The sequence below is a fragment of the Winogradskyella ouciana genome (assembly GCF_009709615.1).
In the GTDB taxonomy this organism is placed as follows: Bacteria; Bacteroidota; Bacteroidia; order Flavobacteriales; family Flavobacteriaceae; genus Winogradskyella; species Winogradskyella ouciana.
This window is the reverse complement of sequence record NZ_WJYA01000008.1, coordinates 146,442-162,651: the sequence shown is the minus strand read 5'-3', so window position 1 is coordinate 162,651 and position 16,210 is coordinate 146,442. Positions and strand designations below refer to the sequence as shown.

Annotated in this window: 9 protein-coding genes; 6 read left to right on the top strand and 3 right to left on the bottom strand. The window is 36.5% G+C overall.

The window, feature by feature from the left end:
• Positions 1 to 135 precede the first annotated feature (135 nt).
• A complete protein-coding gene (locus tag F1003_RS13675) occupies positions 136 to 6,273 on the bottom strand; it encodes an alpha-2-macroglobulin family protein (RefSeq protein WP_155089999.1) in 6,138 nt (2,045 codons plus the stop codon).
• Between the two features lie 180 nt (positions 6,274 to 6,453).
• Here F1003_RS13675 and F1003_RS13670 point away from each other — a divergent pair, with 180 nt between their 5' ends.
• From F1003_RS13670 to F1003_RS13645, 6 genes are all read left to right on the top strand, one after another.
• Positions 6,454 to 7,407, top strand: a complete 954-nt coding sequence (locus tag F1003_RS13670; protein ID WP_155089998.1) for a tetratricopeptide repeat protein — start codon at positions 6,454 to 6,456, stop codon at positions 7,405 to 7,407.
• A gap of 117 nt (positions 7,408 to 7,524) precedes the next feature.
• Positions 7,525 to 8,199, top strand: a complete 675-nt coding sequence (locus F1003_RS13665) for a TetR/AcrR family transcriptional regulator (RefSeq protein ID WP_155089997.1) — start codon at positions 7,525 to 7,527, stop codon at positions 8,197 to 8,199.
• Between the two features lie 2 nt (positions 8,200 to 8,201).
• A complete protein-coding gene (locus F1003_RS13660) occupies positions 8,202 to 9,860 on the top strand; it encodes a peptidase domain-containing ABC transporter (RefSeq protein ID WP_155089996.1) in 1,659 nt (552 codons plus the stop codon).
• Positions 9,861 to 9,871: 11 nt separating this feature from the next.
• Positions 9,872 to 11,221, top strand: a complete 1,350-nt coding sequence (locus tag F1003_RS13655; protein ID WP_155089995.1) for an HlyD family secretion protein — start codon at positions 9,872 to 9,874, stop codon at positions 11,219 to 11,221.
• A 3-nt stretch (positions 11,222 to 11,224) separates the two neighbouring features.
• On the top strand, positions 11,225 to 12,628 hold the full coding sequence (locus tag F1003_RS13650) for a TolC family protein (RefSeq protein ID WP_155089994.1): 1,404 nt from the start codon (positions 11,225 to 11,227) through the stop codon (positions 12,626 to 12,628).
• Between the two features lie 112 nt (positions 12,629 to 12,740).
• The gene (locus F1003_RS13645) at positions 12,741 to 14,093 is read left to right on the top strand and encodes a UDP-N-acetylmuramate--L-alanine ligase (RefSeq protein WP_155089993.1); all 1,353 of its coding nucleotides are present in this window, start codon (positions 12,741 to 12,743) and stop codon (positions 14,091 to 14,093) included.
• Between the two features lie 30 nt (positions 14,094 to 14,123).
• Here the strand turns inward: F1003_RS13645 and F1003_RS13640 are convergent, their stop codons facing one another.
• Entirely contained in the window at positions 14,124 to 14,777 is a 654-nt protein-coding gene (locus tag F1003_RS13640; protein ID WP_155089992.1) for a PDDEXK family nuclease, read from the bottom strand.
• Positions 14,777 to 16,042 (bottom strand): DNA cytosine methyltransferase, encoded by a 1,266-nt coding sequence (locus F1003_RS13635; protein ID WP_155089991.1) that lies wholly within the window; start codon positions 16,040 to 16,042, stop codon positions 14,777 to 14,779. The genes F1003_RS13640 and F1003_RS13635 overlap by 1 nt, the downstream gene beginning before the upstream one ends.
• Positions 16,043 to 16,210 lie beyond the last annotated feature (168 nt).

Here is a 16,210-nt window from a genome sequence, read left to right as displayed (position 1 = left end):
ATTGCGAGATCGAAGGACAAAGCAATCTTTTAATAATTGTTAAAAAACAAACAGATTGCCACGTCATTCGTGCCTCATTCCTCGCAATGACGCTTTACATTTTATGCTCTGCGTCTTAGCGCCTTTGCGAGACAATTACTCAACATTAATTCTCACTCCCTCACTATGACTACTAAACTCAGGCGCATACATAGACTGAATCGTACTAATACCATTGCTCATATCACCAGCATTGTTTACTCTTAGGTCATATTCAAAAACATAAACCCCTTTTGGTAGATAATCCATAAAGAAATTAGTAGCGGCATCTTTAGTGCTTTCATAATAACCCAATCCATCTTGCCATTTGTATTGTGATAACACATTGGTAGGCTCAAAACCTGCGGCACGCATATCCTTAAGATGTACAAATTCCATAGAGCGATCCGTTCTTAGTTCTATTCGCACTCTAACTAAATCACCAACCTTTAATTTAGTATCTGAAGTGATTTCAGAAATTTCCTCATCTTTATCTGTATTGGTTTTCAAGAACAATTTTTTACTCAGTTTTAAAGGAGTCTCAGCTGAGGTGATTTTATCTAAATCCTCAAAATATTGCCAGTACATCGCTCCCCAAGCAATGCCATCGCCTTTTTTGGAAATGGTAACATCTGCCATTTCTGGTTCAATTTCAGAACCTGTCCATGATGTTTTATAGTAGCCAGTACCAGCTTCAACTTTTACGTTATCTAAAGTCTTGGGTGAAATGGTTTCATCACCAACTTTCACATCAACCATGTCGGTAACGCTTAGCCAGTCACTTCCTTGTAATAATAAGGCGTAAACAGCTTCCGTTGTGGCTTTAGTAGTTTTCCAGCTATTGGTTTGCTTGTTTTTTAGCAACCAGATTTTTAGATTATCGATGTCTTCGAGATTCTTCGCTTCGCTCTGAATGACATCGCCAACTTCAGCAAACGCTTCAATCAACAAGGCTTGGGTTTCGATTGGTGCTTGGTACCAATGCCACGAATTGGTGTTAGATTTCCAATACATACCCAGTTCCTCAGAAGTGATGCTATTTTCTTTAAATGATTTTAGAATTTTACCAGCAGTGGCGTCATCGTTCATTCTGTGCATGGTTAAGGTCATTAAACCTTTGGCATACAATGAACGCTTTAACCAATACTTTTGAATCTGACCTTTGTAATAATCCATGATGGTTTCTACATCTTTTGAAGCTTTTATTTCAGGATAAAAACTGCGGACATACAAATAATGCAATTGCATGTGAGACAGATGGTCTTTGCTCAAATCAACGTCTTTGTTGTACTTTCTAATGTCTTTATATTCTTGTACAAATTCGGCATCTAAGTACTGTATGGCGTTTTGAATCATAGCATTTTGGTCACTGAGCGTAGTCGAAGTGACACCAAGTTTATCTAGATGTCCAAAACCAGAAACGATATGTTGTGTAATGTAACGATTCGCATAACCACCATTAAACCATGGCCAAGCACCAGAAGGTAATTGGTTTTGTTTCAGTTTACGTAAAGCAGAACTCAATTCATTGTTCATTTTGCTAAGATCGAACAACAATCCGATGCGCTTTTTCCGTTCGGTTTCAGATTGTGCATCAAGTAACCAAGGTGTTTCTTGAATCAATAATGACTTCAACTGTTGATTCTTTTCTAAATTCGATAGTAAGCTGGCTGAGCTTGTCGAAGCCCATTGGTTGAAAACAGCTTCAATTTTTGGATTCGATTTTACAATATGTTGCGCCAAAGCATTTGAATAGTAACGTGCAAACGTCTGCTCATTACAATCATAAGGATATTCCATTAAGTAAGGCAACGCCTGAACCGCATACCAAGCTGGGTTGGATGTCATCTCCAATGTCAATTTATGGTGGCTGAGCGTCGTTGATGTCTGTTTTTTCAATTTATCTAACGTAAACATCTTCGTCTGATTAGAACGTACCCACATTGGTAGTGTTTCTGTGACTAACATTCTGTTGCTTAAAACAGGTAGTGCGTTTTGCTCACCATCACTGAAATCACCAGCTTTTGAAATGACTTTGTATTGTACGGCTTGTAAACCTTCTGGAATTGCCAAAGACCATGAGACTTGTGTGTTTCCATTTGCGTCGACAGAAAAGTTCTGGGCGCTGAGCGAAGTCGAAGTGCCATCTTCAGAATTGTCGTTTCGACTACGCTCAACGACCAGTATGTCCTTAGAAATATCTTTTCCAGTAACAGCATCTGTCAATTCTAATTTAGCCATACCAGTTAGCTCATTATCAGTAAGATTTGCAATTTTAGTACTAATGGTAATTTGGTCTCCTTCACGTAAAAAACGTGGCGCATTTGGTATTACCATCAATTCTTTCTGTGTAACAGCTTCCAATTGTGTGACTGCACTTTCCAAAGTTTTGGTATGTGCCAAGAGTTGCAGTTTCCATTTGGTTAAGGCTTCTGGAGCTTTAAAATTAAAACTTACATTACCTTCTGCATCGGTTTGTAAATGCGGAAAGAAGAAGGCTGTTTCGTTTAGGTTTTTTCGGATTTGGATATTATCAGAATCAACTTTTTCTTCTTTTGGATTTCGTTCAGCTAATTTGGTTCCTCCGCTTTGTTCTGTGACACTATTGTAAACTAAAGCCTTTTTGCTTTCAGAATCCATAACAACTACTGACTCTAAATTTTCGTCAGATTCAAATGCTTCACTAACAGCTGCCTCAACTTCAAGACCAGAAGCTATTCCTCTCGTCAAATAACGAGTTCTACCATACTTAAAATAAAACCCAAACCAATTCAACTGGTCATAGTTTTGTGAGCTATAATTCGCAATTTGTTCAAAACGGTTAAATACCCTAAAACTCGTATTGCCAAAACTCTGTCTATGGTTTTTGTTTATTCTACCGGAGTAGTACCTTCTGTGAATAGGGTTAAAATTCCAGTCATGTGTTCTGAATTCATCCAACGAGGCATCGTACATACTTGCTAATAATTCAGCAGAAACCTTATCTCCTTTTGGGCCTTTAATTTTAAAGCTCCAAGTTTCATCTTGTCCTGGCTGTAGCTTATCCCTAAAGGTTGTGGTTTCAATCTCTAAATCGGTTTTTGGATAAGGCACATTCACTCCAAAACGTTGTGCTATATAGCTATTGAAAGCCGCAAAACTAGCATGAACTTCAAATCCTCCGAGATCACCTTCTAAAACAGGAATTGTTATTGTTTGCTTAGAATTGCTCAGTTTTACCAATTGCGTCACAATGATTTTGCCATCCTTTTCAACTTCAACCGTAACGGTAACATCTTTGGCCGAAGAGCCTAAAGTTAGCTTTGCTATATCACCAACGTTGTAACTGTCTTTGTCTAAAGTGGCTTCAAATAATTGGTTATCGGCAACGGTTTTGTCATCATCGCTATAAAGTGTTGTAAAGACTTCATCCTTTACCTCTTGCCCAAACTTGTCTTCACTTTCGGCAACAATGATATACTTACCGGAATCCCATTTTCTCAACTTTTTAAGCGTTATGGTCTTTTCTTCTTCAGTATCGAATGATGTACTGAAAACTTCCTCTCCTTTTTCCCAATTGGTCATCAGGTGTTCATTATTGTAAGGATCGTGCGGAAATAGACGTTTAAATTCCTCTTTGGAAATCACTTGGTAATCTGGTGCATTCCATGGTCTTTCTCGCAATACCTGTTCTGGTGCGTTTAACTTATAAACCTTCAATGTTCCCTTTGCAGGAACTTCCTCTCCATTTAAATTCATGGAATTAAGGGAAATTTCAATCGTTTTTTTCGATTTATCAATCGTATTAGGTGCAGAAATCTGTAAAGTCATAGCATGGTAACCCACATTAACCGTTGTACTTACGGAACGTGTTTCACCATTAATATCGGTAACATCAGCAGTGACTTCGTATCTAAAAATTGGTAAATTGTCTTTTGAGACACTCTCATCTGGAATGGCTTTAAAGGTAATTTCAAACTCACCTTTATCATTGGTTTTAGTTTCGCCAAACGTAATTTCTTGAGCTTCGGCATTGAAATGACCTGGTCGTCTCCAGTACCACCAAGTTGGGAATTGTACTTGGCGATTCACACGATAAACCACCTTGGCATCTGTAATATTGCTTCCAGCAAAAGCCTTGGCTAAACCATTTACGGTAATACTGTCGTTAACTTTAAAAGTTTCGGTAATAGGTTGAAATTCTGGCTTAAATTTTGGACGTTTGTATTCCTCAACTGAGAAATAGGTATAGCCATTTCTTCCGCAGAACATCTCTATGGAGTAGTTGCCCGTAAGTCCATCGTTAGGTAAAATAAATTCACCACTCACCGAACCGAATTCATTGGTTTTTAAAGTGAGTTCACTAACCACTTCACCGTTAACGTTTTTGAGTTTTACTTTGGCAGCTTCATTCGCAAAAACCTCTGTATTTCCATCTTTGGTTGCTGTGGCAATACCTTTAAAATAAACGGTTTGTCCAGGTCTGTAAATGCTACGATCCGTAAATAGAAAAACGGTGTATTGGGTGTCTTTGTTTTCTCGTGTTTGGTATTTTCTGCCAATATGGTAATCACCAAAGTAGGCGGTTTCGTCTTTGTGATTCACACGGACTTCTACAGCTCTGTAATAACTACTGTTTTTGTTGAACTTAAATTTTCCAAAACGATCTGTGGTGTATGTTTTCGATAACAGTTTGTTTCTATTGTTTCTGTAGGTAATGTTAATCGCAGCACCAACAATTGGTGCTCCATTGTTTCTGTTGATGAGCTGATAATTCACCACATCATTTTGATCGCTTTCCAATAACGCTAAATCCGTCACCTGAATATGGGAAGCCGCAAAAACATCATTGGTTTTGGTATCTGCTTTTATAAGATATAGGCCATTTGCCAATTCTGGCACAATGATTTCCGTACTGTGTTCTTGGTAGTCGTTTTCGGATTTTAAAGTGTTGGAAAATGATTTTATTGGACTCAACTTGCTGAAAAACTTACTTTTTTCTTCAGCATTATAAGACTTATTATAGTTCTCTAATTGGTTTTTACTGACCTTATAAATCTTGAAATCTAAACTGGTGAGATTGTTGTAGCTCACTAAAATTCGTGATGCGGAATTGATCGGAATATATTCTTCAGCCTGAAGTCTTATGTTTGGCAACAGAATTTGCTGTTTTAGGATTTTACATTGTTTTGCGCCATCACTTTCAGGAAATTTTGAAATAACACTTTCACATATTTCCAAAGCCTCTTTTAGCTTCCAACGGTTAGTGTCATCCACTTTACTTCCATCTGGATTACTATTGTAGCGGTTTCCCATTGCTTTGTAAACCGAGGCAATTTCAAAATTATAAAGTGCTGAAAGCGGATTGTTTTTAAGAGCGTCTGCTTTTCCTTTTAAAGTTTCGAGCAATAAGGCTTCTTTATTCTGAAAGGTGGCATGTTGCGCCACAAACTTTAAACGTTCTAAATCTACATCAACAAAAGCTTTTGTAATGGTATTATCGCGATGAAACTTTAATAGGTTTTGATAAATTTTTAAAGCCTGTAGTTGAAGCGATGTTGAATCTTTTGAGGTTAAATTCAAGTTGATGAACTGTTCGCTATCAGCAATAAATTCAGGTTGGTCAATAGTGAATTTATAGGCAGGTTGCGTAATGCTGTTCTCACTGGTTTTATAAAACTGAAGCGCGTTGTGGCTCAATAAATCGTATAAGGTTGGTCTGTAGGTTTTAGAACCTTCGGCTTCGTGCAGAAGCACATTATAGTTTTTTAAAGGCTCTTGTTGTAGAATTAAACCATTCTCAAGTGAACTGTGAAAATACACATGGATTTCATGGAATAAGGTTTCCAAATCCCAAGTCCTAAAATCAACATTATCTACCTTTTCGGTAGTTTTAGTACGATTATAAAATTTATATCGGTTTTGCTGAAAATATTGCCAATACATGGTTGCCAGCATATTTTCTAAAAGGTGCTTGGTAACGATATTTTCTGAAGCTTCAATTTCTGACTTAAAAAGATTAACGATATTGAGTTGCGCATCTTCCTCGAGCACAAGCATATATTTACTCTTGTGCAATAAGGCTTTTATTTGTTGTTGCTTATTTTCAGCGGCAACAGCGCCATTGTAGATGGTGTCAACTAATTCTGCTGCACTTTTAGTCAGTCCATCTTTTTCGAGTTTGGTGACTTTTTCCCATTGACTTTCAAAATCGTTCTGGGCATTAGAAAAAGAAGCAAAGCAAATTAGCATTAGTATTGAGATATAAGTTTTCATGAATTCATTTCGTTTTGTACAAAATACCTTCAAAAGGTGTTCCAAAAAAAGCTTTAAAACGTGAGTGTGTCGTTTCAATGAGTGAAGTTAAACAATTTGTGAGTGAAACGAAACGTTATTAAATTAAGATTTTACGACTAAACCATTAATTGTATTTTTGTTTAAGTTTTTAAATATGCTATGTATAAATTTTTCTGGATATTCTTAATATCATCACTATGCTTTTCTCAAACAGCAAAAGAAAAGGCCACAACGTTTATTGTCAAAAAACAGTTTAAAAATGCCCAAAGCGAAATGCTTACATTTTTAGAAACTAATCCAGATGATAAAGAAGCTATTGAACTTTTGGGAGATGCTTATGGACATCAAAAAAAATGGGATAAAGCCATTGAACAATACGAAAAATTAAAAGAGACTTACCCAAACAATGCCAATTACCATTATAAATATGGTGGAGCCTTAGGTATGAAGGCCTTAAGTACTAGTAAACTAAAAGCACTGACCATTATAGGTGATGTTAAGAGCTCTTTCTTAAAAGCTGCTGAATTAGACCCAAAACATATTGATGCACGTTGGGCTTTGGTGGAATTGTATGTATCTCTACCAGGTATTGTAGGCGGAAGTAATTCTAAAGCGCTAAAATATGCCAATGAACTACAAAACTTGTCTAAAGTTGATGGCTACTTGGCTAAAGGTTATGTCTATGAATATGATGACGAACCAGAACTCGCCGAAAAATATTATAAACTCGCCATTAAAGTTGGTGGTTCAGTAACCTGTTACGAAAAACTGACCAATTTTTATCAAACCCAAGATAAGCCGAACGAAGCTATTGGTAATTTAGAGGAAGCGCAACAAAAGCTCCAACGCAACGCTATGCATTACCAAATCGGGAAAGTCTGTGCCGATTACAATTTACAGCTCGATAAAGGTGAAAAATGCCTTAAAGCCTATTTAGCCAACCACTCTGCTAAAGATGGAGTACCAAAGGAATGGGCTTATTACCGTTTGGCGCAAATCTATAAACACCAAAACAAAAAGACCGAAGCCTTAAAATGGATAGATAAAGCCATTACCGGCTTACCAAAAATTGAGGTGTTTAAAGATGAAAAAGAGGCTATAGAAGGGCTTTAGACCATAATCATTAAGTTAATTATCATATTTTATGCTAGTGTATCACTAGCATAATTTTTTGTTAAAAATTTAAAATTAATAGTAATACTATTATCTTTGCAATTAAATATTTTAATTATGATAAATTTACTTTCAAATTTAAAAATAGCAGTGCCTGATAAAATATATATCAAAGATCCCGAGTCTTCTGATTTGGGTAAGCGTATAATAGAGCACGGTATTTTGCTTATAGATGAGATAGGGTTCGACGGTTTCACGTTTAAAAAGTTGGGCGCTAAAATAGGTTCAAACGAAAGTTCAATCTATCGTTATTTTGAAAGTAAACATAAGCTCTTATTGTACTTAACCTCGTGGTACTGGGCATGGGTTGAGTATCAATTGGTGTTTGCCACTCACAACATGCCAGATGAAAAACAGAAACTCTTTAAGGCCATTGAAATAGTCACCAAAACTATTGAGGAGGATGTCATGTTTACACATGTCAACGAGGTTGTGCTCAATAAAATAATCATTAATGAATATTCAAAATCATATTTAACCAAAGAAGTAGATGAGGAAAACAAAGAGGGTTACTTTGTAGTCTATAAGCGATTGATAAAACGTTTGAGCGATATGATTTCTAATGTCAATCCAAATTATAAATTCGCGTCTAGTTTGGCTAGTACAATTGTAGAAGGTTCACTTCATCAACATTTTCTTAAAGAACACTTTAGGTCCATAACAGATTGTGACTCTAAAACAACTCCAACAGAATTTTTCAAAGATTTAACCATCAATGCTCTAACCGATTAGTTATGAACAATAAAGAATTAATGTCTCCTTGGGAAAGGCTTGTAGGCCTTTTAAAATTAGAAAAGAGAGATTTATTACAAGTGGTTTATTATGCTGTTTTCTCAGGGATTTTAGCTTTGACTTTACCACTAGGAATACAGGCCATAGTAAACTTAATCCAGGGAGCTCAAGTAAGCACGTCTTGGGTCATTCTGGTGATTTTGGTAACGGTGGGTGTGGCATTTGTGGGCATATTGCAACTCATGCAAATGCGCATCATAGAAACGATTCAGCAACGTATTTTTACCAGAGCCTCTTTTGAGTTTACCTACAGATTCCCAAAGATAAAAATGAATGAATTACGCAACTACTATCCACCAGAGTTGGCAAATCGTTTTTTCGACACCTTGAACATTCAAAAAGGTTTGGCGAAGATATTGGTGGATATTCCCGCTGCAGTCTTACAGATTATTTTTTCTTTGATTTTACTGTCGTTTTACCATCCGTTTTTTATCGCTTTTGGCATTCTATTGCTTTTGTTGGTGTATGTGGTATTTAATTTCACGGCCAAAAAAGGAATGGAAACGAGTTTAATGGAATCCCAAAACAAATATAGGGTGGCGCATTGGATTCAGGAAGTTGCTAGAGCCATAGTAAGCTTTAAACTTTCAGGAAAAACGACTCTTGCTGTCGATAAAAATGACGAATTGGTCAACGACTATTTGGTGGCCAGAGAAAGCCACTTTAGGATTTTAGTGTTGCAGTTTATACAAATGATAGGCTTCAAGGTAATTGTCACAGCTGGGCTGTTGTTAATTGGTGGTTTATTGGTATTGAACCAAGAGATGAATATCGGACAATTTGTCGCTGCTGAAATTATCATTCTTTTGGTTATCGGTTCAGTTGAAAAATTAATTCTTGGTCTAGAGTCCTTTTACGATGTATTGACGTCATTGGAAAAAATGGGGCAGGTTGTGGATAAAGAGTTAGAAATGCACAACGGAGATAGACCAGAGTTTAAGGACGACTTCTGTATAGAATTGAACAACGTCTCTTATAACGTTCCTAATAGGGAAGAGGATATTCTGAAAAACGTATCATTAAAGATTCACCCTAAGAGCCGTATTTTGGTTAAGGGTGAAAGTGGAGCAGGTAAATCAAGTTTACTGCGATTAATTGGAGGAGTCATTGAGCCTACCAAAGGTAAAATATACCTCGATAAGTATATGCTCAGTAACATCAATTTAAACCATTATAGATCACATTTTGGAATGTCCTTGGCAGATGAAACTCCGTTTGAAGGAACGATAAGGGAGAACATTACTTTTGGAAATACAGAAATATCAGATGAACAATTAATGTGGGCAATTGAAAATGTTGGTTTAACACAATTCATCAAGGAAAGTCCACAAGGGTTAAACACGGTTCTCTATCCAGAAGGGAAACAAATTTCATTCAGTGTAGCCAAAAAGATTGTATTGGCTAGAGCTATTGTAGATAAACCACGAGTACTCATTTTAGAAGATCCATTAGAGCAATTTGAGGAAAATGAAGTGAAGAAAATCATTGACTTCCTTACTAACGATGCTAATCCTTGGACCTTAATTGTTGTGAGTACAAACAACGACTGGTCGAACAACTGCACACAGGCTATTACACTAAACAAAGGTGAAATCATTTAAAAAGAACAACGATGCTAAATATATCACATAACCAGCTTAATAAATCTGTGGATATTTCCGATTCTAAATCTGGAAAACGTGTATTCCACGGTCGCTACTACAAGTACTTTAATCGATTTCTTGGAGCCTTTACAATCATAGGTTTTATCATTTTGTTTTTGCCATGGACACAAAATATTACAGGTAGAGGGCAAGTCACAACCTTAACACCAGATCAACGTCCACAGAGTATTCAATCTCCAATTCCTGGTCGTATAGAACAGTGGTTTGTGCGCGAAGGGGATTTTGTTGCGAAGGGAGATACCATTATGAAAATCTCAGAAATCAAAAGCGAATATTTCGACCCTAATTTAGTAGAACGAACAGCACAGCAACGTGATGCTAAAGCATTATCTGTTGGTTCCTATGGTGAAAAAGTGAAAGCATTAGACCGACAAATAGCTGCATTGATAAATGAGCGAAAATTAAAACTAGAGCAGGCCAAAAATAAATTGATGCAAGCGAAGCTCAAAGTACAGAGTGATAGTATCGATTTAGAAGCTGCTAAAACCAACAAACAAATTGCGCAACGTCAGTTCAACCGAACCTTAACATTGCAAGAGGAAGGTTTTAAAGCTACCAAAGACGTTGAGGATAAGCGTTTAAAACTTCAGGAAACAGAGGCAAAATTAATCTCTCAAGAAAATAAATTATTAGCGAGTAAGAACGAGGTTATTAATGCGCAGTACGAAATTTCTCGTGTCAATGCCGAGTATTCCGATAAGATTTCAAAAGCGCAAAGCGATAAGTTTACGGCCCAATCGAGCCAGTTCGATACCGAGGCGCAAGTGTCTAAACTAGATAACGAATACTCTAACTACAAGCTGAGAAACGAGCTTCAGTACATCACTGCACCTTACGATGGCTACATCAATAAGGCGCTCAGAGGTGGAGTAGGGCAAACATTTAAGGAAGGGGAAGCCTTGGTTGGTATTATGCCTGCACAAGTAGATTTAGCAGTAGAAACTTTTGTCGAGCCCATAGATTTGCCACTGCTCAACATTGGAGAAAAAGTGCGTGTACAGTTTGATGGTTGGCCTGCAATTGTCTTTAGTGGTTGGCCAAATGTATCTTACGGAACCTATGGAGCAAAAGTGGTTGCGATTGAGAACTTTATAAGTGATAATGGTAAGTTTAGAGTGTTGTTGGCACCAGACGAAGAAGATAATCCTTGGCCAAAGGATATACGAGCAGGCTCAGGCGCTTTTACCATGGCTTTATTGGATGATGTGCCAATTTGGTTTGAGCTATGGCGAAAACTTAACGGCTTCCCACCAAATTATTATCAACCAGAGACAACGTCAAACACTAAAACAAAATAACAGATGAGATATCTATTGACGGTACTTTGTATTTGTTTTGGAGCCTTTGGTTTTGCACAAACCGAAGAATTATCTAATGTACTTCGTTTTGATGAGTATTTGGGCTATGTGAAGAAATTTCATCCTATTGTAAAACAGGCCGAATTGGTCATTGATGAAAGTCAGGCGAAACTCATGAAATCTCGTGGAGCATTCGATCCAAAATTGGAGGTAGATTATGATCGAAAGAAATTCAAGAATACAGAATATTTTGATAGGCTAAATGGAATGTTTAAAATCCCGACATGGTTTGGTGTAGAGTTAAAGGCTACATTTGAAGAAAATACTGGCGACTTTCTAAACCCTCAAGCCTTTGTGCCCGAAGATGGACTTTACAGTGCTGGTGTTTCCATACCGCTTGGTCAAGGTCTGTTGATTAATAATAGAATGGCAGCTTTAAAACAAGCTAAATTGTTTAGGGAGCAGGCTAAAGCAGATCGCGATATTTATGTCAATAAGATTTTGTACGAGGCTTCCTTGTTGTATTTTAAATGGTTACAAGCCTATAATGAATTACAGTTGTTCGAAAACTTTTTGGTCAATGCCCAACAACGTTATCAAGGTGTTTTAAAGGGCGTGGAAGTTGGGGAAAATGCCGAAATCGATGCCACGGAAGCCAGAATAGCTGTAAATAATAGAAAACTGAGTCTGGAGCAGTCTAGAGTGAAGTTAATGAAAACAGCTTTAGAACTCTCTAATTTTTTATGGTTAGAGAATAATGTCCCTGTGGAGTTACAACCCAATGTTGTTCCAGATATGGATACCGAGCCCATTGTAGATGCAACTTTTAATATCGCCCGATTGCGAAGCGAAGAAACTATTATTGAGTCCCATCCCAAAATGGTATCTCTAGATTATAAATTACAAAGCCTAGAGGTTGATACGCGTTTAAAAGCCAACAAGTTGTTGCCAAGAATCGATGTTGAGTATAATTTCATCACGGAAACTCCAGAGGTAGCCAGAACGTTTAATACTGCAGATTACAAAGGCGGATTTAATATCAGTTTTCCATTATTTTTAAGAAAGGAACGCGGAGATTTAAAACTGGCACGAATCAAACAGAACGACACAGAATTTGAAATCGATGCCACACGCATTAACCTTAAAAACAAGATTAATGCACTAAAGCAAGAACTGCAATCGTATGTTGTTCAAAATGAAATCACACAGCAAATGGTTTCCGATTACCAAAGAATGCTACAGGCAGAAGAACGTAAGTTCCAATTGGGAGAAAGCTCGTTGTTCTTGGTCAATTCTCGTGAGTCAAAATTGATTGATGGTCAATTAAAAGCTATTGAGATTCAGAATAAATTCTTTAGTACAAAGGCGAAATTATTTAATAGTTTGGCTGTGAATCCAGAGTTGTAAATTCTAGAATAAAGAGACTAGAAAAGAGGACAGAGGTAGAAAAAGTAATCGAGATTTACCTTTTTCTATCATCTCTATTCTTTAATCTCTTATCTATATTTATATTTGTTTTATGAACGTACATTTTATCGCTATTGGTGGTGCAGCAATGCACAATTTAGCCATAGCACTTCACAATAAAGGTTATAAGGTCACAGGAAGTGACGATACTATTTTCGATCCTTCAAAATCGAGATTAGAAGCTAAAGGCTTATTGCCTGAAACTTTTGGTTGGTATCCTGAAAAAATAACGTCTGATTTAGATGCCATAGTTTTGGGTATGCATGCCAAAGCCGATAACCCTGAATTGCTTAAAGCCCAGGAACTCGGTTTAAAAATCTACAGTTATCCTGAATTTTTATACGAACAAGCCAAACATAAAACCCGTGTGGTTATTGGTGGAAGTCATGGAAAAACGACTATTACCTCAATGATCTTGCACGTGATGCATTATCACGATAAAGATGTGGATTATATGGTTGGTGCGCAGTTGGAAGGTTTTGATGTCATGGTAAAACTCACTGAAGACAATGACTTTATGGTGTTGGAAGGTGATGAGTATTTGAGTTCGCCAATTGACATGCGACCAAAATTCCATTTGTACAAACCTAATATTGCGTTGCTGAGTGGTATTGCTTGGGATCATATCAATGTGTTTCCAACGTATGAAAATTATGTGGAGCAGTTTAAGATTTTTGTAGATTCTATTGTCACTGGTGGAAGTATTAATTATAACGAAGAAGACGAAGAAGTAAAACGCGTAGTGGAAGCCTCTGAAAACCAAATCAGAAAGATTGCTTACCAAACTCCAGAATATACGGTTGAAAATGGTGAAACCCTTTTGGAAACTCCAGAAGGTCCAATGCCAATTGAAGTGTTTGGAGCACACAACCTGAACAACTTAGCTGGAGCCAAATGGATTTGCCAACACATGGGTATTGACGAAGATGATTTCTACGAAGCGATTTCTACCTTTAAAGGTGCAAGCAAACGTTTAGAAAAAATTGCTGAAACCTCAAAAAGTGTTGCCTATAAAGATTTTGCACATTCACCAAGTAAGGTTGAAGCCACAACCAAAGCCGTAAAAGAACAATATAGCGATAGAACTTTAGTCGCGTGTTTGGAATTACATACTTACAGTAGCTTAAACGCCGAATTCTTAAAAGAATACAAAGGTGCTTTAGATGCTGCAGATGTTGCCGTAGTGTTCTATTCTCCACACGCCGTAGAAATTAAAAAACTCGAAGAAGTCACCAAACAGCAAATTGCCAATGCTTTTGAACGTGATGATTTAATTATCTATACCAACCCAGAAGAATTTAAAGACTTTTTGTTCTCTCAGAATTTTGACAACAAGTCGTTGTTGTTGATGAGTTCTGGTAATTATGGTGGTTTGGATTTTGGTGAGGTGAAGTCGCTAATTTAATAGTTTTGCTATCGGGTTTTGTGCATGACTTTATGAGTTGGGAAATATTGCTTTAATTTTGTCTTCAGTTACAACTTGTTTTGTTGTAATTACTTTAATCTTTGGCGATTCGACTAAATTCAATTTTTTAATTTCCTTAATCACATTGTCAAAATCTGTACTTATAGCACAGACTGCGCTATCCAATCCAATTACATCGCCAATTTTCTGTTTTGCATTTACCATATTAGCATCATCTTCCGATAGCGTTATTAAAAAACAATTAGACCTGCGATGAACATATTTCATTGCAATTGCTTCTAAATCTGCTTGTTTGTATCTTTCTCTAAATGACGTTTTTGCACTTAAACAAATTGGACCTTTATCGGTAGAATAGAGTAGAAGGTCATAGTTTATGTTTGGCACAAACGCAACTTTAGCGTTCATATATATTGGATAAATTTTTTCACGAATTAGCAAGGTTGCAATGATGATTTCGAAAATTTTACCATTGACACCTCTTTTCTGCTGTTCGTTGTCTAGAAGAACATCTCTTTGTAGTAAATACGCCTCCCAATATTTTGAAATATACTCGCTTGGTCTTTCGTATTCAACTTCCATAAAAGACGGAAACAGTTTTTCAAATATTCCACCTGCAAGAGTTGATGTTCCCTTAACTATATCTAAATCTTGTAATAATCCCATTATTTGATTTGCAGTTTTTCAATTATTTTTTGCGCTGTTGCTTGAATAGCTGGAACTGCAACTGAATTTCCGAATTGTTTGTAAGCTTGAGCATCTGATACAATTATTTTAAAATTATTAGGAAATCCTTGAAGTCTTGCCCATTCTCGTGGTGTCATTTTTCTAATTCCCTCACGATTTACTTCGCCCGAAATATTGGTAATTGGTTTAAAATTGGTCAAGCGGTCGTCTAAAACCAAGTTTCTTTCTCTACCCATTCCACCGCAAACAACTGCATTTGCAGTCCCGTCATTTGGAATTATTTCATAGCCAAATCCGTTTCCTTTACTTTCGTGCCTTGCTCTGTGGTTTTTTAAAGTTTGAACATAAGTTGTAGAAAGATAATATTTTACTGAAACCTCATTTTCTTCCAATATGTCATCCAACACAGCAGTTTTATCTGTTGGTTTTGGATAATTGAAATCTGTTATACCTAAATCATTGCGAAAGCCAACAATGAAAATTCGCTCTCGATTTTGCGGAACACCAAATTCCTTTGCGTTTAGTATTTGCGGTTCGGGAACATAATAATTCAAATCTTCTCGAAGTACATTTAGTATTGTTGCTAATGTTTTTCCTTTATCGTGGTTACGCAAACCTTTAACATTTTCTAGGAAAATTGCTTTCGGTTGTTTCTCTTTTATAATTTCGGCTACGTCAAAAAATAGTGTTCCTCGAGTATCTTCAAATCCGCCACGTCTTCCAGCGATTGAGAAAGCTTGACAAGGAAAACCTGCGCAGAGAATATCGAAGTTATCTGGGATGTAGCTTTTTGTTTTTTCTTTAGTTATATCCCCAAAAGGAATTTCACCAAAATTGGCTTTATATGTTTGTTTGGAATATTTGTCCCATTCGCTAGTAAATACACACTTTCCTTCAAGATTTTGCAGTGCCAATCTAAATCCTCCAATTCCTGCAAAAAGATCAATAAATTTGAATTTAGGTTTTTCAGGTGCTGGAAAGGGAACAGATTTATTCAGGTCAAAAATCAAAAACTGAAGTGCCTCTTCTGCAACTTTATTGGTTATTTGATTTTCTGGATATTCTCTCGATAGTATTTCTTTCACGAAAGCAAGAGCGTCCTTTTTATAAAACTGAGAAACTCCGTTTTTGTGATTGTGTAAATAATGAGTAAAAGAAGCTGGTTTAGAGTTGTCTGGCTCGACTATTTTTATTTCAAATATCTGTCCGTCAATATTTTCTATATTAATTCTTTCTTTTATCATACTATTGCAAATTCAGCTTTACAAGTTAAAAAAGTTTTGTTCGTTTTGTTGGTTTTGTTAGATTTTTTGTTCACATTCTTTTGTCGATAAAGTCACTCTTGTACAAATGCAGAAACAGCTATTTATTGTTTTGTTTGGATGATGTTTTGAGAAATAGAAATGTACTGG

Excerpts from the sequence above, each read along its gene's own strand:
- F1003_RS13675 (WP_155089999.1), bottom strand. The coding sequence starts at position 6,273 with ATGAAAACTTATATCTCAATACTAATGCTAATTTGCTTTGCTTCTTTT.
- F1003_RS13670 (WP_155089998.1), top strand. The coding sequence starts at position 6,454 with ATGTATAAATTTTTCTGGATATTCTTAATATCATCACTATGCTTTTCT.
- F1003_RS13665 (WP_155089997.1), top strand. The coding sequence starts at position 7,525 with ATGATAAATTTACTTTCAAATTTAAAAATAGCAGTGCCTGATAAAATA.
- F1003_RS13660 (WP_155089996.1), top strand. The coding sequence starts at position 8,202 with ATGAACAATAAAGAATTAATGTCTCCTTGGGAAAGGCTTGTAGGCCTT.
- F1003_RS13655 (WP_155089995.1), top strand. The coding sequence starts at position 9,872 with ATGCTAAATATATCACATAACCAGCTTAATAAATCTGTGGATATTTCC.
- F1003_RS13650 (WP_155089994.1), top strand. The coding sequence starts at position 11,225 with ATGAGATATCTATTGACGGTACTTTGTATTTGTTTTGGAGCCTTTGGT.
- F1003_RS13645 (WP_155089993.1), top strand. The coding sequence starts at position 12,741 with ATGAACGTACATTTTATCGCTATTGGTGGTGCAGCAATGCACAATTTA.
- F1003_RS13640 (WP_155089992.1), bottom strand. The coding sequence starts at position 14,777 with ATGGGATTATTACAAGATTTAGATATAGTTAAGGGAACATCAACTCTT.
- F1003_RS13635 (WP_155089991.1), bottom strand. The coding sequence starts at position 16,042 with ATGATAAAAGAAAGAATTAATATAGAAAATATTGACGGACAGATATTT.